Source organism: Agrobacterium sp. ST15.16.055 (assembly GCF_027956555.1).
Lineage (GTDB): Bacteria > Pseudomonadota > Alphaproteobacteria > Rhizobiales > Rhizobiaceae > Agrobacterium > Agrobacterium salinitolerans.
Map to the genome: position 1 here is coordinate 95,803 of NZ_JAQKGN010000011.1, position 21,713 is coordinate 117,515.

Sequence of the window (21,713 nt, forward strand, 5' to 3'; positions counted from 1 at the left end):
GAAAGAGGTTACGATGATTCTCGAAATTTGCGTGGACGATGTCGCCGGTCTGGAAGCGGCGGTCAGCGGCGGGGCCGATCGCATCGAACTTTGTGCGGCTCTTTCCGGCGGCGGTGTGACGCCCTCGGCGGGTTTCATGCAGCGTGCGGCGTCCTGCGGGTTGCCGGTGAGCGTCATGATCAGGCCGCGCGCCGGTGATTTTGTCTTCACCCGCGACGAAGCGGATGTGATGAAACGCGATATCGACGCGGCGCGTGCCGCCGGCCTTTCCGGCGTGGTGCTCGGCGCGTCGCATGGCGATGGTTCGCTCGATATCGGCTTACTTGAAGAACTGCGTCGTCATGCCGACGGGCTGGATGTTACGCTGCACCGGGCTTTCGATGTCGTGCCTGACATGGAAGAGGCGCTGGAAGCCGCCATCGCATTGGGGTTCTCAAGAATTCTCACCTCAGGCGGGGCGCGTTCGGCGCTTGAAGGGATTGAGGCTCTGGCCCACCTGTCCGAGACGGCGGCAAGCCGGATCGTCATCATGCCCGGCGCCGGGGTGCGTCCGCAGAGCGTTCAGACATTGCTGGATCGCTTTCCGATAACGGAAATCCACGCATCCTGTTCCGCCGTTCCATCCTATGATCTAGACAGCAGGGTGGCGAAGCTCGGTTTCACCGGCGCAGGGCGCAAGATTACCGATGAGGCGGCGGTTCGCGAGTTGAAGACGATCCTCACCGCTCATCATAAAGGCGGCGCAGCGCTCTAGCTGTTCCGGCCGCGCCATCGAGATCGAGCGCGATCGTGCCGGGCGCCGGTAGGGAGAATGCCGTCTTGATGGCATCGGCCATCGCTTGCGCCGAAATATCCTTCTCCTCCAGCACATACGCCAGCCCCAGCCGCGCCAGCCGTTCGGCGCGGGCGCTCTGTTCGGTTTCGCCTCCGGCTGCGAAGGGGATCAGAAGCGAGCGGCATTTTGCCTGAAGAATATCGCAGACGGTGTTGTAGCCGGCCTGTGAAATCGAAAGCCGTGCGCCGGCGAGCAAACTTGCGAAATCCTTGCGGAAACGGAAGACGGACACATTGCCCGCCGCCTGCGCCGAGATTGCATCGAAATCCGCCTGCGGCATGTTGGGACCGGTCACGAGGCACCAGTTCTTGATGCCATCCAGTAGAGGGGCAGCCTCGAGAGCGGCCCGGATGAGTTCGGCGCCAACGGCGCCTCCGCCTGCGGAAACCACGATATCGAATTTTTCCGCCGGTTCCGGCGGCGGAAGAGGAGCGACGAGGCCGGTATAGACGATGCGCTGCCTGATCTCGCCTGCGAGGGGAAAAGTGTCTTCCAGCCGGGCAAAATCCGGATCGCCATGGACGAGCACCGCATCGAAATGTTTCTTAACCAGCGACACGGTCTCTTCATCCCGTCCCGGTTTCGTCTTTTCTTGCAAGATATCGCGCAGCGACGCCATGACGAGCGGGCGCGGTTCGCTGCCTTCTATCTCATCGAGAAGCGGCAGCAATTCGAAACGCACCTGCCTGCGGCCGAACGGGAAGGCTTCAATGATAACGATATCGGGTTTGGCGCCGTGATAGGCCCCGATCAGCATATCGGTTCTCAGCCTCTTGAAGTCGTCGTCCACCGGTTTGCCGGAGCTGTCGACCAGGCCAGCAAAGCTGCCGTCGCTGACGGCGATGGGCGGCAATTCGACATGGCGGATACCCTCGCCCGGAAAGCCCGGAACAGGCGTGCCGCCCGTGACCAGCACGACATCGAAACCGTTCGCCTGAAGGGCGTTGGCAATGCGGCTGGCGCGGGCGATATGGCCGATGCCGAGAAGGTGCTGGACGTAGAAGAAGACGCAGGGGCGTTTTTCCGTATCGGTCATGGCGTTTTTTCCCACTCTTTCTCGAACAGGGCCTTCAGCTCGATAATGCTGGTGCGATGGTCGAAGGCGGTGCGCACACGGTCTTCGGCGGCGCTGCCAAGACGCTGGCGCAATTGCGGATCGGTGATGGCCATGCGCAGCGCCTCTGCGAAAGCGGCCGGATTTTCCGGTTCCGTCAGCAGGCCGTTTTGACCGCTGACAAAAAACTCCGGTATCCCGGAAATATTGGTGGAGATGCAGGTCAGCGCCTGGCTCGCGGCCTCGACCAGCACATTTGGCAGGCCGTCGCGGTCGCCATCGCTGGTGATGCGGCAAGCTAGAGCGAAGAGGTCCGCTTCGCGATAGTTCTCCAGCACCTGTTTCTGGTCCATGGCCCCGGTCCAGACGATCCTGTCGGCGACGCCGAGTTCGTCTGCGAGTTTCTTCAGTCCGCCCAGTTCATCGCCGCCGCCGATATGGGTGAAGCGCCAATGCATATCCTGCGGCAGCGAGGCGAGCGCACGCAGGAGAATATCGATGCCCTTTTTCTTGACCGCCCGGCCGACGCTCAAAATCCTCACCGGATCTTTGGCGTCTGAACCGTCTCTTGCCGTTCGCGGCGTGTCGAAATGCGGGAAACGGGTGAGATCGAGGCCATGATAGCTCAGATGCACGTTCCGACGGGGCCCGGAAAGGGTTTGCAGATGCTGGAAGCCGCCAGCGGTGCAGGTCACCGCCCAGCGTGCGCTTTGCAGTTTGGCGGCAAGGTCGCGGTCGCTGGAGGTCCAGATGTCCTTGGCGTGGGCTGAAATCGTCCAGGGCGTGCCGGTGATGAGGTGAGTATAGGCGGCGACCGAGGCGGGGGTGTGGATGAAATGGACATGCAGCCATTCGGCATCTTCAGGCCATTCATGCGCGAGCACCGCAGCCTGCCCGAAACGGCGGAAGCGATTGCGGCTGAGATCATGCGGCAGATCGTTGAAAAAGCGGCGAAGCGCCTTGGTGAAGCCCGGCTTCCCGCGGCACGCCCAAAGCGCCTTCAAAACCCGTAGCGGCTCCTCATGCAGATATTCCGGCAAGTATGTCACGGCCGCGCGGATTTCATCGTGAACGGGGTGGCGCTTTTTATCCGTCGGACGGCGCATCGACATGAGTTCGAGCTTCAGCCCGGCCTTCTCCAGTCCCAGAAGTTCCTGGGCGATGAAAGTCTCGGACAGGCGCGGATAGCCCTTGAGGAGCACCACGATTTTTTTTGTATCGGTCACGTTGCGCGTGTCTCTTTTGAAGCCGTGTTTGTCGGGGAACCGGTCACGCGGAGAGCGTAATCGGTGCCTTATCGCTTTCGGGCGGCAGCCATTCGGCTATCCGGCGCGATATGTTTTCAAGACCGTCCAGCTTCAGCCCGCACGCATTGACGGAGGGCGGCGCGCGGTGCGGCAGGGCTTTCAGAGCCGCGGCCATTTTTGCCGGGTTTTCGGCATCTTCCGGCAGAAGCATGTCGAAAAGACCAAGCTCCGAGGCGCGACTGGCGCGGATAAGCTGCTCTTCGCGCGGCACCGTGCGCGGTACAACGAGGGCGGGTTTGTCGAAGGACAATATCTCGCAGACGGTGTTGTATCCGCCCATGGAGACGACGGCCTGTGCGCCGGCGACGAGATCTTCCATGCGATTGTCGAATTCGATGATCTCGATATGCGGAATGTCGGCAACACTGCTCATGAAGCGCTGGCGTTGATCCGCTGGCATATAGGGGCCGAGCACCACCAGCGCCTTGTGCGTCAGTTCGCTGTCATGGCGATAGGCGTTGATGACGTCGTCGATCAATTCGCTGCCATCGCCGCCCCCGCCCGTGGTGACGAGAAGATAATCGCCTTCCGGCCGATGCGATACGGTTTCGGCCTGGGTCTTGGACCTTTGCAGAAACCCGACGAAATCCATCTTGTCGCGAACGGTGTGCGGAACGTCGAGTCCCGTCAGCGGATCGTGGAAATCGGGTGGGCCATAAATCCAGACGTGGTCATAGAACTGGCCGATCTTTGTCATGACATTGTTGCGCTTCCACTCCGCCTCGAGCAACTGCGGCGCATCCATGACGTCGCGCAGGCCGATGACGAGCTTGGTGCCCTGTCCCTTGAGATAGGCAAGCGTTTCCTCCACCTCGCCGCGCAGGCCCATGGGCTCCTTGTCGACGATGAAGATATCCGGCTGGAAGCTTTCGGCGGTGTGGTAGATGATGGAGCGGCGCATCTTCAACGTTTCCTGAAGATCGATATGCCTGTCCATGGACGTATATTCGCCGTTGCGCAGCTTGATGACGCTCGGGATTTTCACGAAATCGACGCGGGCGCGGTAATCGAAAGCGCCGGCAATCGTCGCGCCGGAAATGATGAGGACGTTGAGGCCGCGATAATCCTCCACCAGCGCATGCGCGATGGTGCGACACCGCCGCAGATGCCCGAGCCCGAAGGAATCGTGGCTGTACATGAGAATACGCGCGTCATTCAAACGGGAGGTCATGGGCCACACCTCTTTTTGCCTTTCACAAAAAAGGCGATGGCGGAAGGGCAGTTTATCAAAGGGTGTTCCATTTTATCTGAAGGGATCCGCAGCATCACGTAGTCCGTCACCGAAGAAATTAAAGGCCAGAATGACGAGAACGACCGGGATCGTCGGGATGAGAAGCCATGGATATAGCGCAATGACGCTGACGCTGCGCGCCTCCGTGAGCAGAATTCCCCAACTTGTGATCGGTGGTCTGAGACCGAGGCCGAGGAAGCTCAGTGCGGTCTCGCCGAGAATCATGCCGGGTATCGTCAGAGTGGCCGATGCGATCAAGTGTGACATGAAGCCGGGAATAAGGTGTCTGCCGATGATGCGCGGCGTGCCGGCACCCATTAATTGTGCAGACAAAACATAGTCTTCTTCGCGAAGCGCCAGAAGTTTCGAGCGCACGGCGCGTGCAAGGCCCGTCCAGTCCAGCATGCCGAGAATGATGGTGATGCCGAGATAGACAAGGATCGGGCTCCAGGTCACCGGCATGATTGCGGCAAGCGCCAGCCACAGCGGAATGCTGGGAATGGATTGCAGCACTTCGATGATGCGCTGGACGATCAGGTCAAACGTGCCGCCGCGATAGCCCGCCAGACCGCCGATCACAATGCCGAGAACGAAGCTCATGGCGACGCCGAGAAGGCCGATGGTCAGCGAAATGCGCGCACCATAGATGATGCGCGACAGCACGTCACGCCCGAGACGATCCGTGCCGAGCAGGAACATTTCACCACCTTCGGCCGGGCAGACGAGATGGGTTCTGCCCTCGAACATGCCCCAGAAGCGATAGGTATCTCCCTTGCAGAAGAAGCGCAGCGGTTGAATATCCGTCGGCACATCCCGGTAGACGCGTCGCAGGTTCTCCATGTCGAGCGTCATTTCCCGGCCGTAAACGAAGGGGCCGACAAATTTTCCATCATTGAACAGGTGAATGGCCTGCGGAGGGGCGTAGATATTTTCAATATTGCGGGTGTGGAGATTATAGGGCGCCAGAAACTCGCAGATCAGGATCGAAAGATAAAGCACCACCAGAAAGACGCCGGACCACACGGCGATCTTGTGCTGACGGAACTGCCACCACATGAGGCGCAGCTGCGAGGCCTTGCTGAAGGCGGCCATTCCAGATGTGTTGGGTTCGATCAGCGAAGGATCGAAGGGTGCGGTCGAGACGTAATGGGGCAGCGTTTCGCCGGGTTTCGGAATGGACGAAGTCATTTGACGTTACCACCTCCGAAGCGGATTCTCGGGTCGAGTATGGCAAGGGCAATATCCGACACCAGAACGCCGATCACCGTCAGGAATGCCAGGAACATCAGAAACGAACCGGCCAGATACATATCCTGGCTCTGCAACGCCCTGATGAGCATGGGGCCAGTGGTTTCGAGTGATAGGACGACAGCGGTGATTTCCGCGCCTGATATGATAGCGGGCAGGATCGAACCGATATCTGAGATGAAGAAATTCAGCGCCATGCGCAGCGGATATTTGGTCAGCACCTTGAAGGGGTGCAGCCCCTTGGCGCGGGCGGTGACCACATATTGTTTCTGCAATTCGTCGAGCAGATTGGCGCGCAGGCGGCGAATCATGCCGGCGGTGCCCGCCGTTCCGATGATGAGGACGGGAATCCAGATATGTTCGAGGATCGATTTGAACTTCGCCCAGCTCATCGCCTGGTTCAGATATTCCCGGTCCATCAGATGGCCGATGGAGATGCCGAACCAGATATTGGCGAAATACATCAGGATCAGCGCCAGCATGAAGTTGGGAATGGCGATGCCGAGCAGGCCGAGGAAGGTGAGGCCATAATCGCCCCAGCTATATTTATGCGTGGCGGAGTAGATGCCGATCGGGAAGGCGATAAGCCAGGTGACGATGATGGTGACGAAGGAGACGAGCACCGTCAGCCACAGGCGGTCTCCCACCACATCGCTGACCGGCAGCTGATATTCGAAGGAATAACCGAAATCGCCGACCAGCATGCCGGTTGCCCAGCGGAAATAACGGATCGGGGCTGGCTGGTCGAAACCGTAACGGGTGCGCAGCTCCTCGATTTCGGCAAGGTTTGCCGTTTCGCCCATGGCGCGCAGCTCGGCGACATAGCTTTCGAAATAATCGCCCGGAGGCAGCTCGATGATGGTGAAAACCAGCATAGAGATCAGGATTAGCGTGGGGATCATGACGAGGACGCGCTTTAAAATATACCGCAGCATATCAGGCGTCTCCGTCGTACCAGAAGCTATCCGGCATATAGACGCCGAGATAGGATGTGGGCTCGTAACCGAAAAGCGCTTTTTCCGGCACGTTTCGCATGCGTTTGACGTGAACGACGGGTTGCAGCGCGCCGTTGACGATGCCGATGGAAAATACCTGCTGCGTATAAATCTCCAGCATTTCCAGCCAGATGGCCTCGCGCTCTTCCTCGGTGACGCTTCTGCGCCATTTTTTCAGCAGATCGAGCAGGTGCGCCGCCTCCGGCAGATCGGGCTCCTTGCCCTCGCGGCCGCCCGAAAGATAATGCACACCCCAGACCGGCCATTGCAGCTGGTCATCGCCGGTGGGGGCGAGGCCGGAAGGCAGCATGTCTGGTGTCGGAACACCGTTGTCCATGCCCATCCAAACGGACATCAGCACTTCGCCGCCCATGGCGCGCTTGCGGAAGACATCGCGCTGGGTGGGGCGGACGGAAACCGCAATACCGATATGTCGCCAGTGATCCGTCACCAGTTCCATCACGTCGGTTTCGAGCGTGCTTTCGCCTGTCGTCTCGACGATGATGTAAGCCGAGCGGCCATCGGGCAGAAGGCGCAAGCCCGCGTCATCGCGCTTGTCGAGACCGGCTTCATCTAGCAGCCGGTTGGCGGTTGCGCGGTCAAATGCGCTCCAGGCATCGGCAAATTCCTGCCGGTAAAGCGAGCTTTCCGGGAGCACGGTATCGGCACTTTCCTTGGCCAATCCGTAAAAGCAGACCATATTGATTTCATGCCGGTTGATCGCGAGCGACAGGGCACGGCGTACCCGCACATCCTGGAAAGCGCTGCGCCAGACCGCGTCGGCGCAATTGAGATTGGGCAAAAGCGCGATGCGTGAACCCTGGGAGCGCTTGTAGAGATTGACTTTCAGGGGAAAGCGCTTTTCGGCATCCTTCAGGAAGGTGTAGTCGGCAAAATCGAGGCCGAAATATTGCAGGTCGCTATCGCCCGATGCCGTCTTGGCCGAGATGATATCGGAGGAGGTGACGTTGAGCAGGAAACGGTCGAGATAGGGCAGCTGCAGGCCGTTTTCGTCGACCCGGTGATAATAGGGGTTGCGTTCGAACACGAACTGCTCAGAGGGCGGCGCGGTGGTGTTGCGCCAGGCATCCAGGGTCGGCAGATCGGGATTTTCGGGCCGCACCTGCCGCGACATCTTGATATGCAGCCCGCTCCAGTCATCCGTCTTGTTTTTCTTGATCAGCTTGGCGAGCTTTTCCGCCGTCTGATATTTGATGTGGAACTGTTTCATATAGGCGGCGGGCAGGAACAGCCGCGCCGGTGAGGCCGCTGCGAGTTTCGCCAGAAAATCCGGATTGGGGCCATCCCAGGTGTAGCGCACCGTCTGCCGGTCGATGACTTCGATAAGCGGCGGCTTCTCGTTGACCAGAAGTTCGATCGGCGGGCCGCCCTTGTGGATTTCCCTGTTGAGGGCGACGTCCTCCCAGAAATAGCGGAAATCCTCGGAGGTGAAATCGCTGCCGTCGGACCATTTGTGGCCCTCGCGCAGCTTGAAGGTGAAGATGCGCTCTTCCTGAACCTCGTAACTTTCGAGGATATCCGGATGCAGTTCGAATTTTTCGTCATAACCGACAAGACGGGCATAGCTGCTGATCGGCATCAGGCGAATGTCGCGCTGGCCGCCAATGAGCATACGCACCGAGCCGCCATGTTTTCCCGGCTCGCGGCCAAGCGCTTTCATGTCAATGACGCGCGGGTTTTTCGGCAGGCGCTCGGCCACGTCGGGCAATTCACCCTTTTCCCGTTTTTCCTTGAAATAGCTGGGGTCGGTGTAGGCGGCCCGCGCGTAGGCCGGCAGGAAGACGGAAGCCAAGAGGGCAAGGGTGGTGCGACGCGTGATCAAGGGCGAAGCTCCCGGATATCGGCATTGCCGTTTGCAAGGACGAAATGGCCTTCGCCGAGATCGGCGGAAATCATGTCGCCATCACCCTCGTCCCGGAATTGCTTGCCCCAGTCGAATTTGCCCGTCGCGCTGATCTTGCCGATGGTGCGGAAATCGAGCGGGCGGTCGAGATCGGGGAAAGGCACGGCCGCCAGCAGGGATTTGGTATAGGGATGGACTGGAGAGCGCATCAGGATTTCGCGCGGCGCCAGTTCCACGATACGGCCTTCGCACATCACGGCCACGCGGTCGGCCATATAGTCCACCACCGCGAGATTGTGCGAAATGAAGAGATAGGTCAGCCCGAGATCCTGCTGCAAATCCTTAAGAAGATTGAGGATTTGCGCCTGTACGGAGACATCGAGGGCGGAAACGGGTTCGTCGCAGATGAGAAGTTCGGGGCCGAGCGCCAATGCCCTGGCGATGCCGATACGCTGCCTCTGTCCGCCCGAGAAGCTGTGGGGATAACGGTTGAGCGCACTTTCTCCAAGCCCGATGGCCCTGACGAGACCGCGAACTTTCTCCGCGCGGTATTTCGCGTCACCCCGCCCGTGGATTTCCAGGGGTTCGCTCAGGATGTTGCCCACGGTCATGCGCGGAGACAGCGAGGATATCGGGTCCTGAAAGACCATCTGTATCTTCGACCGCAGCTCTTTCAGGTCTCCATCCCTGGCATTGAGGACATCGATGTCGCCTTCAGGCCGGTGAAAGGTCACCGAACCCTCATCCGGGCGTACGGCGCGCATGAGGATTTTGCTGACTGTGGTTTTGCCGCTGCCGCTTTCGCCGACCAGTCCGAGGCATTCGCCACGTCGGATTTCGAAGCTGACGCTGTCGACAGCCTTGGTGGCGTTGGCGGCGCTTTTGCTGAACCAGCTCGATTTCCGGGTAGTGAAGGTCTTGCTGATATTGTTCACGGTCAGGAGGGGGCCGGGTGTTTTATTGAATGCGGCCGTCTTCTTGCCGACGAGGCTTTCGTGGTCGATGTTGATTTCGCGCAGCGCCTTCAGCCTTTCGCCGGGCTTCATGTCGAAATGGGGCACGGCCGCCATGAGGCCCTTGAGATAGGGATGGGCTGGGGCCCTGAAAATATCGTCGACGGTTCCGGCCTCCATGATCTCGCCCTGATAGATTACGGCGACCTCATCGGCGATGTTCGCCACCACGCCGAGATCGTGGGTGATGAGCAGCATGCTCATGTTCAGCCGGCTCTGGAGATCGCGCAGCAGCTTGAGGATTTGCGCCTGTATCGTCACATCCAGCGCCGTCGTCGGCTCATCGGCAATCAAAAGTGCAGGCCGACAGATGAGCGCCATGGCGATCATGGCGCGCTGGCGCATGCCGCCCGACAGCTCGAAGGGATACATGTTCACGACCTTCTTGGGGTTGGAAAACCCCACAAGGTCGAGCGTTTCATGCATTTTTTCCGCGCGTTCGGCCGGTGACAGGATGCTGTGAATCCTGAGCGCCTCGTCGATCTGGTTGCCGATGGTGTGCAGCGGCGAAAAAGATGTCATCGGCTCCTGAAAGATCAGGCCGATGCGATTTCCGCGTATCGAACGGATTTCTCGGCCGTCCTTCGGCAATTGCAGCAGATCGACAGGGCCGGCCGCGCCATTTTCCGGATCGGTGAATAGCACGCGTCCATTCACACGCGCCGTCTTGGGATGGATGCCCATGATGGTCTGGCCGATGACGGATTTTCCCGAACCGGACTCGCCGACGAGCGCTGTGACTTTCCCCGGAAGAATGCGAAGGCTTGTGCCCCTGACGGCATTGATGGTGCCGCCCATGAGAGAAAACGAGACCTGCAGATTTTCAATACGGAGCAAATCTGCGCCTGCGCTCATGCCAAAGGGTTCCTTGCCGTCTCTTTATCGTTGCGTTGTGACAATTTGCTTAGGAGGGCTTAAATCAACGTTATCGCAGGGTTTGTTGTCTGTCTATGCCTCTGAAACATCGAATTGTTTAGCAAATTCGAAGCCGGCTTCCGAAACACGACGGCTTGCCTGACGCCTTTTGTTTGGCGATATGTTAACGTGCGTTTCTGGATGAGGGTCCATGTCCGACAAGAAATATTACGACGCCCAGCTGGATAAAGCCCGGCAGTTGCAAAATGGCGGCCAGTATGTAGAAGCCAATGCGCTTCTCTTATCGCTGGTTGCAGCAAAGGACAGCCACCTGATGGGTGAGCGGACGGTGCTCGGCCTGCCGCGCCGCTTGCATGCGGCGAGGCTGCGCCTCGCCAAGGCCGAGGGCGATGTGATCGCCAAGATCGGTTATCAATATACGCTGGTTCCACCGCCGCAGGTGCTGGAGAAATATGTGCGGTTTTCCACGCAAGACCGTCGCGCGATCAGTGTCAAAAGCCGTGAAGATGTGCCAAGGCTCATCCACCAGATATGGATCGGGGAGAAAGCTCCGCCAGTGTCGGTTGAGGCATGGGCCGCCCACGCTTCGAACCACGGTTACGGCTATCGGCTCTGGCGGGAGGCCGATCTTGAGCGGCAAGGCGTGTTTTCCAACGGCGTCTTCAAAATCATGCTGGAAAAGGGCGATTATCCGGGCGCGGTGGATGTGGCCCGTTATATGCTGCTGGAGCGGTTTGGCGGAATCTATCTCGATTGCGACTGGTATCCGGCACGGGACGACGCGAGTTTCGATACATTCCTGCCTCTGACGGGGCTGACGGCGTTTGACGAAAAAACCCCGCGGGACACGGGGCAGGGTAGCATGCTGCTTGCCAATTCCTTCATAGCAGCGCCTGCCGGACATCCTGTTTTCAGCAGGATGCTGGAAGCCTTCCCCGGAATTATCGAAGACATGCCGCGCGCGCCCGCCTGGTGGTCGACCGGCCCCTTGATCTTCACCGTCATCGCCCGGGCAGGGAGCATCAGCCTCGCGCCGGCGGGGTTCGTTGCCGCGTCCCTTCCCGATCGCGCGCCTTTTGAGGCGGTGGAAGCGGTCAGGCGGGAACTTTCTACCGAGGCGAGCGGGTTGCTGATTGCCTGGAAATCATGGTGAGATTTCGTCGATGAGGTCTCTTGAAGAGCGCCAGCGGGCGGCGGGATGATCGGTGGTCACCTTGAAAAACCGTCTCAGAAAGCGCCAGACATTGTCATCATGGACGAGATGGTGGGTGAGGATGCCGGTCGTGCCGCCGTTTTCGGCGGTCATCAGGATGCGGGCGGCGGTTTCCGCAAAGAGCACGTCGTCGTCGCGGCCACCGCGGCTGCCGTGCCAGTCGATCACATCGACATGGGTGTTCAGGCAGGGCGGCAAGGTGCTTTTCTCCGGCCCGAAAACGGATAGGGCGCGATATCCGAGGCCCGCGAGTGCCTTCACGATACCGGGATCTATGCGGTTCCACGGCGGCACGAGCATCGGCACCAAACGCCCGCCATGCAGGTCGTGGAGTTTATCCAGTCCGGATTGCAATTCATCGAGAACGACAGCGGGATCGCGATGCGATCCGAGTTCCTGTTTCTTTTCCTTCTCGCTGGCATAATTCGTATGGGACCAGCCATGCACGGCGACCTGGGCAATGTCCGACACATCCAGATGCCGTGCGAGCTTATCGGTCGTCATCTCGGGAATGACCGCGAGCGTGACCGGAGCGGAAAAGCCGCCGCAAAGATCGAGCAACGTGTCGAGCGCGGGCGTCGGCTCCACCGCATCGTCGTCGCGGAGCCAGAGATCGGCGGATATGCCGCGCCGCCCGCATTCGTCGAGTGCCGCAACGAGTTTTTCCAGACTCATGATGTTCGCGCCTTTGCTTGCAGCAGTATATGGTTCAGTTCTTTTGCGGCGTTTTCCAGAGACCGTTCATTCCTGACGAACTGCCGGGCCGTCTGCGCCAGTTCTTTGCGCTGTGTGTCGTCGCCGAGCAGGGTTTTAATCGCTTCGGCATAGGCGGCTCTATCATTTTCTGGTGTCAGTAATCCTGTGGCGCCGGATTTTACCACTTCGGGGACGCCAGCCACTTCTTCGGCCACAACGGGCAGGCCGGCAGCCTGCGCCTCGAGATAGGCGAGACCATAGGCCTCGCCATGGCCCGGCCAGACATAGAGAGAGGCTTTTGAAAGAAGCATGGCGATCTCGGTCGCGGTTTTTTCCCCGTGCCAGACGAGACGGCGATTGGGAAACGCGCTGAATATGGCCTGCACGGCCGTGCGTTCCGGTCCGTCGCCGACGATATCCAGCGTCCAGTCGAGATCCTGCGGCAACAGGGCGAGCGCTTCGGAAAGGGCGCGGTAGCTGTCGAGCTTGTCACCCGCCCGCATCATGGCGACGGTGATGAGCCTTGCAGGTGTCGGCTGGGGTGAGTTTCTGAGAAAGGCCTCGGCATCGATGAAAGGTGGCAGCATGGCCCAGCGAAGGGCGGGCGAGGCCCGCAAGAGGCCTTCACGATCCCGTGCGGTGAAGCAGATATTGATGGCGGCGGCGTTCCATGCGGCCAGCAACCCATCCTGGACCGCCTGCCATCCCATCCCATTTCGCTTCGGCGAGTAGGACGCTTCGGCAGTGACATAGGGGATGCTGAAACGTCTGCCCAGTTCCGGTCCAAGCAAGTCCGGTGCCTTGTAATAGGGGTGGTAACAAAACCAGAGATCCGGCACGCCCTCCCGCTCCCAGCGTCGCGTGATGACCTCGATTTCCCGCTCGGCCTCATCGGCGAGCAAGACTCTTGCCGGGGCATCCGCCTGTTTCAGAAAACTGCGCAATTCCGAGGCAACGGAAACATCGTGACCGCCAATCGTCATCGCTTTCATCAACAGGCGAGCCATCAGCCGGTCGCCGGAGGGAACCGGATGGTTGGGAGATTTGAGCGGCGCATAAAAGGCGATCTTCATGGCGAAGGTTGTGCGTTGCCGGCGGCTCGCGCGTCAACCGGAATTTGAAAGGCCCGAGCCTTGACAGGTCCGTCATTCTTGCCCAACTGAGAGGCATCTTTTGCACATGCGCGGAGCGTGACACGCTTTGACTTCCCCAGACATCTCCCGGAACCTGCTTTCCAGTATTGAAAACAAAAGCGCCAAAGCGGGGGTGATCGGCCTCGGCTATGTCGGTCTGCCGCTTGCCATGACGATCGCCAGGGGCGGTTTCAAGGTTGTCGGTTTCGATATCGATCCCGGCAAAATTACCGCGATCGAGGCCGGGCGCAGCTATATCGAGGCCGTTTCCGATGAGGTGCTGGCGAGTGTGAGACAGGATGAAGGTTTTGTCGCCACCTCGGATTTCTCCAAGCTGGCCGAATGCGATGTCATCGCCATCTGCGTGCCCACGCCCCTGACGAAATATCGCGAGCCGGACCTTTCTTATGTCGAAAAGACTTGCCGCGATATTGCCGCCCATCTGCGCAAGGGGCAGCTCGTGGTTCTGGAATCGACCACCTATCCCGGTACGACTGACGGGGTGGTAAAGACCATTCTGGAAAGTGCCGGGCTTGTCTCCGGCGTCGATTTCTTCATCGGCTTTTCACCTGAACGGGAAGATCCCGGCAATCGCGATTTCGAGACCTCGACAATTCCGAAGGTTGTCGCTGGCGATGGCGAGGCGGCCGGAAAGCTGATGGCGGCATTTTACGGTTCGGTGGTCAAAAAGATCGTCCCCGTCTCGACAAACGCCACGGCCGAGGCGGTAAAAATTACCGAAAACGTCTTCCGTGCCGTGAATATCGCGCTGGTCAACGAACTCAAGGTCGTCTACGAGGCAATGGGCATCGACATATGGGAAGTGATCGATGCGGCGAAGACCAAGCCGTTCGGTTTCATGCCGTTTTATCCCGGTCCGGGTCTCGGCGGCCATTGCATACCGATCGACCCGTTCTATCTCACCTGGAAATCGCGTGAATATGAATTGCCGACGCGATTCATCGAGCTGGCCGGAGAGATCAATACCGGCATGCCGCGTCATGTCATCGGGCGGGTCGCGGAGGCGCTCGATATTCATTCCGGCAAGGCGCTCAGCCGCTCGAAGGTGCTGGTCGTCGGGCTCGCCTATAAAAAGAATGTGCCTGACATTCGCGAAAGCCCCTCGCTGAAGCTCATCGAGATTATTCAGGAGCGTGGCGGCGAAGCGGCCTACTTCGATCCCTTTGTTGCAGAAATCCCGAAAACCCGGGAGTATAGCCATCTGATGGGCATGAAATCCGTGCCGTGGGAAAGGGAGGCGATCGGCGCTTTCGACGCCGTTCTCGTTGCGACCGACCATGACAACGTCGATTATGCCGCTCTAAGCGAATGGGCGCCGCTTATCATTGACACGCGAAATGTTTTCGCGCGTCGGGATATGGCTGCAAAACACATCATCAAGGCCTGATAATATGAGCAGACTCGATAGTTTCATCCGCCGACTGACCGCGCAGCGGGATATTCTCAACCATGTTGCAGCTGATCTTGATCTGCCGGGTGAAGGCGCGCTTATGGAAATTGGCCTTGGCAACGGGCGCACTTTCAATCATCTGCGGGAGCTGTTTCCCAACCGCCGCATTGTCGCTTTCGACAGGGCCATGGGTGCGCACGCTTCCTCCGTTCCGGTGCAGGAAGATCTGGTGATCGGTGAAATATCGCAAACCGCTCCAGCTTTCATTGGCAAGGAAGCGGCGTTCGTGCATGCCGATATCGGCACGGGTTATCCGGAAAAGGATGCTGTCACCCTCACATGGTTGCCCGATCTTGCGGCGGGCATGCTGGCGAAAGGCGGCATCGCGGTCAGCGGCTTGCCTCTGGATCATCCCATGCTGAAGCCTTTGCCGGTGCCGGCAAGCGTACCGACGGACCGCTATTTTCTGTATCGCAAGATTTGAGATTGGACGCTCCGACACTCGTGTCTGGGCTATCTCATAAATAGCGCTCGCTCTCTTCTTTCGAGAGCAGGAAGACCTTCATTTGCGAGTTGCGGCCGCGGATGGCGATTTCTTCGCTTCTGAGATCGGCAATCTCCTGTCCCGCCTGAATGATGGCCGGTTCGGAAACAACGATGGCGGCGCCGAATTCCTTGGCCTTGGATTCGAGCCTGCTTGCCACGTTGACGGTATCGCCGATGGCCGTGAGGGTTTTGGCCGCGCCATATCCCATGACGCCGACGATGCTCGGACCGGAATGAATTCCTACGACGACTTCCAGGCGGACGGTGAATTGTTTCTCCAGCCCCTCGTTCAGGATTGCGATATCCCGCAATATGGTTGCGGCCGCCTTCATGGCTTTGCGGCAGGCATGTTCCGCGTCCTCGCCAAGTCCGAAAAGCGCCATGGCGCCATCGCCGATGAATTTGTCGAGATGGCCTCCCGCCTGCTCTACCGCCTGCCCGACGATGGTGAAATAGCGATTCAGAAGGAAGACGACATCATAGGGCAGCTTCGCTTCGGAAAGCGTGGTGAAGTTGCGCAAATCGCAAAAAAGTATGGCTATTTCTTCTTCCCGGCCGGGGCGGGCCGGTTGTGCATCGGCTGGCAGGTCGCTCTGCTGGGGCGGCGAAACGAGAAGCGCGATATCAATATCGCTGGTGGGGCGTAGCTGGCAGCCGAGCCGGACATCGGAATCGGCATGGATGCGCCTCAATGTGGTTTGCTCAATGTCTCCCGGTGGCGGCAGCGGGCCTTTGCTGTTCAGAACCTTGACACGACAGGTTGAGCAGCGCCCTTTGCCGCCGCAGACGGAATAATGCGGAATTCCGGCAAGGCGGCTCGCTTCCAGAATGCTGAGACCGGCCGGTACATGCGCCTGCGCGCCGTGTTCATAGCGGATTTCTATCGCCGTCAATCGTTGCCGAAAGCTGCGTACGCCACGCATGGCGAAGACCAGCATCACCGCGCCGACGAACAGCGTCTCCGCTGTGCCGGTGATGAAACGGATCCGTGTTTCCATTTCCCGCTGCAGTGGCAGCTCGTCCTTTTGAATCGTATTGTCGACAAGTCCGGGCGGAAGCGCGTATTTTTTGTCTATTTCCGCCAGCCATCGACCGGCATCGCTGAAGCCCAGCAGCGCCAGAAGCGGCAGCATCACGGCCACCGTCATGAACAGCCCGGCTATTCGCGGATACCAGTCTCGATAACGCAGCCAGAAATAGAGGCCAATGCATCCGTGGACCCAGATCACGATCAAGGCGAGGCTTTGCCAGGCGCCCTGTATCGGGTTGTTGATCCACAGCCTGCGGATGACCGAATAATAGCCGACATCAATGCCATAAAGCATATGCGACACACGGATATTGACGGCGTGGCCGATGATCAGGAACGGGATAGACAGACCGAAGATGACCTGAAGTGCTTCGCGGAGCGGCATTCGCAGTGTTCTGCGCAAATAAAGCGAGCGTAGAACAAGACAGACATGCAGCACGACCGAACCGTAAAAAAGCAGGCTGCTGACGGGATTGAGCCAGATCAGGCTGAACCATTTTCGCGCCCGTTCGGCGGTATCGATGGAGATGAGTGCGAGGGAGTGATTGAAAAGGTGGGAAAATACGAAAGCAAATATGATGAGGCCGGATAAAATCCGGGCGCGTCTCAAATTGGTCTCCGAAAAGAAACGGATCATGCAAATCCCATCATGTGGTCATTCGGCGCAGAATCATCATGTCGTAAGTGGTGGCACCCTTATTGCAGGCCGTCTCGTGGCAATATCGTGGAGCAATCGATCGGGAACGGTCAATTGTGCGTGTTCGAATGCCCGCGTCGCATAGGATATTGAAATCAGGATTTCGAGAAGGCGGTCTCGCAAGTTGACTTCGCCGGAGCCAGATTGCGTCAAAGCACTATGATCTGCCCGTCCATGGCCGCGAACGCACCGCTGAACTCGGCTTTCGCCTGTTTTTCGATATTATCCAGTTCTTCGTCGCTGCGGCTTGGGGCGTGATGGATGAAGCCGACATTTTTTGCACCTGCAAGCTTGGCGAGGCGGATCGCCTGTTGCCAGGAGGAATGGCCGTAACCACGGTATAGGCCCATTTCCTCATCGGTGAACATGGCATCATAAAGGAAAAGGTCGACGTCCCTGATCAGATCGAGCACAGTTTCGTCGATGCTGCCCGGCTCATGTTCGGTATCGGTGATGATGGCGAGGGACTTTCCTTCCCAGTCCAACCGGTATCCGATGGCGTTGCCTGGATGATTGAGCATTCCGGTCCTGATCGAAAGGCCGGGATGCACATCGAGCACGTCACCCGGCATGAAGTCCCGCGTGTCGATTTTTGCGCAGCAAATTTCCAGCGGCACGGGGAACCAAGGCGGGCTCATGAAGTCCTTGAGCATTTCCCGGGTGGTCATGGTGCCAGCGAGGTGACCAGACCAGATGGCGACATCGTTGGAGCTGTTATAAAAGGGCTTGAAATAGGGGAAGCCGACAATGTGGTCGTAATGGCAATGCGAGAAAAACAGGTTGACGTCAGTAATGCCTTCCGCCCGCAGAGCAAGGCCGGCAGGATGCAAGCCCGAACCCGCATCGAACAAAAGAACGTGATCGCCGCATCTCACCTCGATGCAGATGGTATTCCCGCCGTATTTTCGGAAGTTTTCACCTGAAACAGGAAGCGTTCCCCGCGCACCCCAGATCTTTACCCGAAAATTTCTATTACTTTCCCGACGTGTTGTGTCGGAATCCAACGCCATAGCACACCCCAATAACAACGGAATCTTGCACGCTTCCTCCCATGAAGCCCGTTGTCTCTATAGATTCTTATTATCCGCCCTCGTAGGAGCGGCTGCCTTTACCCCTTATTCAGTCAGCATTTCATTTATATTGCAATAGTACGACATTTATTTTTCCAATATCGCCATTCACGGTAGCAAGGAATTGTTGGTTATGTTTTGGCGCCCGCCCGTGCTTTGGTCAGTTCGGTCGTCGTCTGGGTGAGGCGTTCCGCCAGAACGCGCATGACCTTGATTGTGATGTCGGGGAAATCTGACATGAGCTTGAAAAACTGCTCTTTTCCGATGCGCAGAGCCTCGACATTGGTGGAGGCGCGAACGGTTGCGGTTCTGACGCTGTCGCAGAGGATGGCGATTTCGCCGACAATGGCGTTACCGGTCATTTCAGCTACTTTCAGTGTGCCCGATGGGGAATCGACCAGAACATCCACTTTTCCGGTCAGGAGAACATAGGCCGCATCGCCGACATCCCCCTGGCGGAAGAGTATATCCCCGGCGTGATAGGACACCCGGTCGGATGCGAATGCGAGCAGCTTGAGTTTCGACGGTTCCATTTCCGAAAAAAACGGGACCCTCTTCAACATCTGAATTTCGTCTTTAAACAGCATTGCCTTACCCTGTTCTTGTTCCACCTCGGTCACATTCTTGGATTTATGTCGCGACCATGTCCTTGAATGTACCGTTTTCCTCGGCGAGAGTCTCGTAACTTCCGTCAGCCGTGATCAGGCCCTGGTGAACAACGATCACCCGCTCGAACATGCGTGAAAGATGTGCATTCGAGAGAACCCACATGATCGAGGGGTTATTGTTGTTCTGTTTCAGGAGTGTGATGACCCGTTCGACAATTTCTTCCTGCTGTCGGGGGTCGAGGCCGGGGAGGGGGCGGTTGAAGACGTAATAATCGGATTTGCGGATCAATGCGCGGGCAAGGTTGAGTTTCTGGCGTTGCAGCGGGCCAAGGCGCTTGCCGCCGGCGCCGAGGTTAAAGTCCAGCCCCACGGCCAGCACACGTTCATAGACACCCTGCTTGCGCATGACATCTGCGACAATGCGGGTGATGCGCCGCGAGGCGTCAGTATAGCGGTGACTGACCTTGCCGAAGAGAATATTATCCAGCAGGCTGGTGGCGCTCATATATTTGGTCGGATCGTAGATTTCGATTACGTTTTTCAGGCTGTCGGGCAGGTTCTCGTGGAACATGTGCCGGACTTCGACGATCCGCTCCATGATTTCCGGTGACAGCAGGCCGAAACGCTGGCGAGGTTCTATGTAGAAAAAGCTCAACCGCAACATTGCGCGCTTTTCACTTTCATTGGCCTCGTCGAAACCCTTTCCCTGAAGTCGTTGCAGCATCTGCTGATAGACCGGAATGTCGTCTGGCGTCATGAAGGTGAGCTGTTGGAAGAAGGGGTGGTCTCCCGGCAGGTCGGCGAAGATTTCCACGATGTTCTCGGCAATCGTGTAGCCCATTTCGAACAGGGTTTTGACGAGGCCGGTTTCGCGCATCAGCGAACGGAAATAGTCGCTCTCGATGACGGTTCTGATTGTCTGGGAGGAGTCCCGCATGGTGCCGAACAGCAGGTTTTCGCCGACCGTCGCCTCGCTGTTATAGCTCTCCAGTTCAAAAGGTGCGATGAGACCGCTCAGATTTTCCTTTTCCAGCTCGGTGCGCAGGACATGCCTGAGTTCCACCATGCGGGCGGCAAGATGCAGGTCGGTCAAAGGATCGATAGACGAACGCAGCGCAAATTCGAGAATATCCTGCGACAGTTCCACGCTGTCGAGGACGGCCAGAATGGCCTGGATGAGATTCTCCGGCTTGCCATCACCTGCAGGACTTGAGGCGTAGTCGATCCATTCGCTGTTAATATCGATCAGCAGATTGCCCGCCATCCTGGCTTCACGGATTTCCCACTTGCGGTGTTCCAACGCGGCGCCCTCATAGTTCTTGTCCGCAAGGGGGGCGTGTTTGAGGCCGTAAAGCAGATTGTCCTTCAGGCTGGCGTGGAAGAAATAGCTGTCCGAGGAGACATAGGAAATGCGTCTTCCGGTCAGCGATTCCGGCAGTTCCAATATATCGACGTCGTTGATGCTGATCTTGCCCGAGGTCGGCCAGAGCGTGCGGCCGATTGCATCCGCCAGCGCTTCGGCGCCTGAGCCGCCGACGATGGCGATAACCTCGCCCGGCTCGACCTTCAGCGATGCCTGTTCCAGAAGCCGGCTGCCGCTATCGTCCTCGAGCGTCAGATTGGCGACGACGATAGGGGCGGTGATCGCCGCGACTGCGCCGGGAGACAGTTTCTGCACCTTTTCGTCGATCATGTTCGGGGCGTCGAATTGCTCGAAGACCTGCTCGTATTTCACCTGCACGTCCTGACGCGCCTGATCCCAGTCAATCAGTTCTTTCAGGGGCCCCGGCAATTCCTTGTAGGCATTGATGACGGCGACCAGCTGCCCGACATCAAGGCTGCCTTTGAGGGTCAGATAACCGCCAAGCGCATAAAAGAAGAAGGGCGTGAGCTGGGCGAGGAAGTTGTTGATGAATTTGACCAGGAACTTCCACTGATAGAGATCGTAGCGGATCTTGAAAATGTCACCGAGCCGGTGCGCAGCATCCGCGCGCTCGTAATTGGACGTGTCATAGGCGTGGATGGTGCCGATACCGTCAACCATTTCGCCGATGCGTCCGGCAAGCTGGCGGGCGCTCAGCTGTCGCTGGCGGCCGAGTTCGATGAGGCGGCGGCGCATTTTGGGAATGATACCCACCTGGATCGCCGCCATGAAAGCCGCGATCAGGCCCAGCCAGAAATTCTGAACGAGAATGAAGAAGAGCGCAGAGAGCGCCTGGCCGCCGAGAAGGGCCGGCTGCACGAAGGCGTCACCGGTAAATCCACCGAGCGGCTCCACCTCGTCCTTCACCATGCTGGAGATTTCAGCGCCCTTGACCCGCTTGAAATGCGAGGGCGGGAAACGCAAAATCTTGTCTATGAGCTCGAAGCGGATACGTCGCAGGAGCCGTTCGCCAAGGCGGCCCTTATATGTGTTGATGTAATATTTGAAGAGCCCGTTGACGATAACAAGCGCAAGAAACGTCAGGCTTAGCGCCATCAGCATCGACATGCGGTCGAGTTCGAGCCCGGGGAATAATGTCACAGTGCCCCAATAGGGAATATCGACCGTGAGATGCATGAAAAGCTGTGTCGCATTCGCCCCTTCGAAACCATCCCCCTGAATTGGGCCGTTGACGATTTGCTTGGGCAGATCGAAGGCGAGGAAATAGGGAATCATCGACAGAGCCACGATCAGCAGAATGAAAAGCTGCTGCCGCCTCGTGTGCGACCAGATATAACGCGTAAGGCTTTGTTCCATATAAAACTTCTATGACCTGTCGGGCGTGGCCCGGGGTGTTGGTTTGCGCGGTGTCTAGACGATCCTGCGGCTGGGTGGCGCAACCTCCTCCTGCAAATAGGTATGGGACTCGCTATTTATCAGTATATTCAAGCGGTTTCGAGCGA

At 58.2% G+C, this 21,713-nt stretch carries 17 protein-coding genes; 4 read left to right on the plus strand and 13 right to left on the minus strand.

Annotated elements, in window-relative coordinates:
• Window positions 1-13: 13 nt before the first annotated feature.
• On the plus strand, window positions 14-754 hold the full coding sequence (locus tag PL599_RS16390; protein ID WP_269824740.1) for a copper homeostasis protein CutC: 741 nt from the start codon (window positions 14-16) through the stop codon (window positions 752-754).
• On the opposite strand, the gene PL599_RS16395 is transcribed toward PL599_RS16390, so the two are convergent.
• The 7 genes from PL599_RS16395 to PL599_RS16425 all read right to left on the minus strand — a co-directional run bounded on the left by PL599_RS16395 (window position 720) and on the right by PL599_RS16425 (window position 10,402).
• Window positions 720-1,871 (minus strand): glycosyltransferase family protein, encoded by a 1,152-nt coding sequence (locus PL599_RS16395; protein ID WP_269824739.1) that lies wholly within the window; start codon window positions 1,869-1,871, stop codon window positions 720-722. The two genes, PL599_RS16390 and PL599_RS16395, sit on opposite strands and share 35 nt — an antisense overlap.
• Window positions 1,868-3,115 carry a glycosyltransferase gene (locus tag PL599_RS16400; protein ID WP_269824738.1) on the minus strand — a complete coding sequence of 416 codons (1,248 nt, stop codon included), beginning with the start codon at window positions 3,113-3,115 and terminating at the stop codon, window positions 1,868-1,870. The genes PL599_RS16395 and PL599_RS16400 overlap by 4 nt, the downstream gene beginning before the upstream one ends.
• A 43-nt stretch (window positions 3,116-3,158) precedes the next feature.
• Window positions 3,159-4,367, minus strand: a complete 1,209-nt coding sequence (locus tag PL599_RS16405) for a glycosyltransferase family protein (protein WP_137412242.1) — start codon at window positions 4,365-4,367, stop codon at window positions 3,159-3,161.
• A gap of 72 nt (window positions 4,368-4,439) precedes the next feature.
• Window positions 4,440-5,615 carry an ABC transporter permease gene (locus PL599_RS16410; RefSeq protein WP_269824737.1) on the minus strand — a complete coding sequence of 392 codons (1,176 nt, stop codon included), beginning with the start codon at window positions 5,613-5,615 and terminating at the stop codon, window positions 4,440-4,442.
• Window positions 5,612-6,610 (minus strand): ABC transporter permease, encoded by a 999-nt coding sequence (locus PL599_RS16415; RefSeq protein WP_077985547.1) that lies wholly within the window; start codon window positions 6,608-6,610, stop codon window positions 5,612-5,614. Before PL599_RS16415 ends, PL599_RS16410 begins: the two co-directional genes overlap by 4 nt.
• A 1-nt stretch (window position 6,611) precedes the next feature.
• On the minus strand, window positions 6,612-8,513 hold the full coding sequence (locus tag PL599_RS16420) for an ABC transporter substrate-binding protein (protein WP_269824736.1): 1,902 nt from the start codon (window positions 8,511-8,513) through the stop codon (window positions 6,612-6,614).
• A complete protein-coding gene (locus tag PL599_RS16425) occupies window positions 8,510-10,402 on the minus strand; it encodes an ABC transporter ATP-binding protein (protein ID WP_142913002.1) in 1,893 nt (630 codons plus the stop codon). Before PL599_RS16425 ends, PL599_RS16420 begins: the two co-directional genes overlap by 4 nt.
• 211 nt (window positions 10,403-10,613) lie before the next feature.
• On the opposite strand from PL599_RS16425, the gene PL599_RS16430 reads away from it, so the two are divergent.
• The gene (locus PL599_RS16430) at window positions 10,614-11,576 is read left to right on the plus strand and encodes a glycosyltransferase family 32 protein (protein WP_162520510.1); all 963 of its coding nucleotides are present in this window, start codon (window positions 10,614-10,616) and stop codon (window positions 11,574-11,576) included.
• On the opposite strand, the gene PL599_RS16435 is transcribed toward PL599_RS16430, so the two are convergent.
• Together PL599_RS16435 and PL599_RS16440 are read right to left on the minus strand one after the other, a co-directional pair.
• Window positions 11,568-12,311: a polysaccharide deacetylase family protein gene (locus tag PL599_RS16435; protein WP_077985550.1), complete on the minus strand. Its 744-nt coding sequence runs from the start codon at window positions 12,309-12,311 to the stop codon at window positions 11,568-11,570. The genes PL599_RS16430 and PL599_RS16435 overlap by 9 nt on opposite strands.
• Window positions 12,308-13,405 (minus strand): glycosyltransferase family 4 protein, encoded by a 1,098-nt coding sequence (locus PL599_RS16440; RefSeq protein WP_269824735.1) that lies wholly within the window; start codon window positions 13,403-13,405, stop codon window positions 12,308-12,310. Before PL599_RS16440 ends, PL599_RS16435 begins: the two co-directional genes overlap by 4 nt.
• 127 nt (window positions 13,406-13,532) lie before the next feature.
• On the opposite strand from PL599_RS16440, the gene PL599_RS16445 reads away from it, so the two are divergent.
• Both PL599_RS16445 and PL599_RS16450 read left to right on the plus strand, forming a co-directional pair.
• On the plus strand, window positions 13,533-14,873 hold the full coding sequence (locus PL599_RS16445) for a nucleotide sugar dehydrogenase (RefSeq protein ID WP_162520511.1): 1,341 nt from the start codon (window positions 13,533-13,535) through the stop codon (window positions 14,871-14,873).
• Window positions 14,874-14,877: 4 nt separating this feature from the next.
• Window positions 14,878-15,360, plus strand: coding sequence for a class I SAM-dependent methyltransferase (locus tag PL599_RS16450; protein WP_077985552.1), 483 nt, complete (start codon window positions 14,878-14,880; stop codon window positions 15,358-15,360).
• 34 nt (window positions 15,361-15,394) lie between these two features.
• Here PL599_RS16450 and PL599_RS16455 read toward each other — a convergent pair whose 3' ends face one another.
• The 4 genes from PL599_RS16455 to PL599_RS16470 all read right to left on the minus strand — a co-directional run bounded on the left by PL599_RS16455 (window position 15,395) and on the right by PL599_RS16470 (window position 21,567).
• Window positions 15,395-17,089 carry an adenylate/guanylate cyclase domain-containing protein gene (locus tag PL599_RS16455; RefSeq protein ID WP_269824734.1) on the minus strand — a complete coding sequence of 565 codons (1,695 nt, stop codon included), beginning with the start codon at window positions 17,087-17,089 and terminating at the stop codon, window positions 15,395-15,397.
• A gap of 209 nt (window positions 17,090-17,298) precedes the next feature.
• A complete protein-coding gene (locus PL599_RS16460; RefSeq protein WP_142913006.1) occupies window positions 17,299-18,159 on the minus strand; it encodes an MBL fold metallo-hydrolase in 861 nt (286 codons plus the stop codon).
• Between the two features lie 191 nt (window positions 18,160-18,350).
• Window positions 18,351-18,806 (minus strand): cyclic nucleotide-binding domain-containing protein, encoded by a 456-nt coding sequence (locus tag PL599_RS16465; RefSeq protein WP_271359332.1) that lies wholly within the window; start codon window positions 18,804-18,806, stop codon window positions 18,351-18,353.
• Window positions 18,807-18,849: 43 nt separating this feature from the next.
• Window positions 18,850-21,567 (minus strand): ABC transporter ATP-binding protein, encoded by a 2,718-nt coding sequence (locus PL599_RS16470; RefSeq protein WP_269824732.1) that lies wholly within the window; start codon window positions 21,565-21,567, stop codon window positions 18,850-18,852.
• Window positions 21,568-21,713 lie beyond the last annotated feature (146 nt).

Bases quoted from the DNA above. Each gene is read 5' to 3' on its own strand.
- PL599_RS16390 (WP_269824740.1), top strand. From the start codon at position 14: ATGATTCTCGAAATTTGCGTGGACGATGTCGCCGGTCTGGAAGCGGCG.
- PL599_RS16395 (WP_269824739.1), bottom strand. From the start codon at position 1,871: ATGACCGATACGGAAAAACGCCCCTGCGTCTTCTTCTACGTCCAGCAC.
- PL599_RS16405 (WP_137412242.1), bottom strand. From the start codon at position 4,367: ATGACCTCCCGTTTGAATGACGCGCGTATTCTCATGTACAGCCACGAT.
- PL599_RS16410 (WP_269824737.1), bottom strand. From the start codon at position 5,615: ATGACTTCGTCCATTCCGAAACCCGGCGAAACGCTGCCCCATTACGTC.
- PL599_RS16415 (WP_077985547.1), bottom strand. From the start codon at position 6,610: ATGCTGCGGTATATTTTAAAGCGCGTCCTCGTCATGATCCCCACGCTA.
- PL599_RS16425 (WP_142913002.1), bottom strand. From the start codon at position 10,402: ATGAGCGCAGGCGCAGATTTGCTCCGTATTGAAAATCTGCAGGTCTCG.
- PL599_RS16430 (WP_162520510.1), top strand. From the start codon at position 10,614: ATGTCCGACAAGAAATATTACGACGCCCAGCTGGATAAAGCCCGGCAG.
- PL599_RS16435 (WP_077985550.1), bottom strand. From the start codon at position 12,311: ATGAGTCTGGAAAAACTCGTTGCGGCACTCGACGAATGCGGGCGGCGC.
- PL599_RS16440 (WP_269824735.1), bottom strand. From the start codon at position 13,405: ATGAAGATCGCCTTTTATGCGCCGCTCAAATCTCCCAACCATCCGGTT.
- PL599_RS16450 (WP_077985552.1), top strand. From the start codon at position 14,878: ATGAGCAGACTCGATAGTTTCATCCGCCGACTGACCGCGCAGCGGGAT.
- PL599_RS16455 (WP_269824734.1), bottom strand. From the start codon at position 17,089: ATGATCCGTTTCTTTTCGGAGACCAATTTGAGACGCGCCCGGATTTTA.
- PL599_RS16460 (WP_142913006.1), bottom strand. From the start codon at position 18,159: ATGGCGTTGGATTCCGACACAACACGTCGGGAAAGTAATAGAAATTTT.
- PL599_RS16465 (WP_271359332.1), bottom strand. From the start codon at position 18,806: ATGCTGTTTAAAGACGAAATTCAGATGTTGAAGAGGGTCCCGTTTTTT.
- PL599_RS16470 (WP_269824732.1), bottom strand. From the start codon at position 21,567: ATGGAACAAAGCCTTACGCGTTATATCTGGTCGCACACGAGGCGGCAG.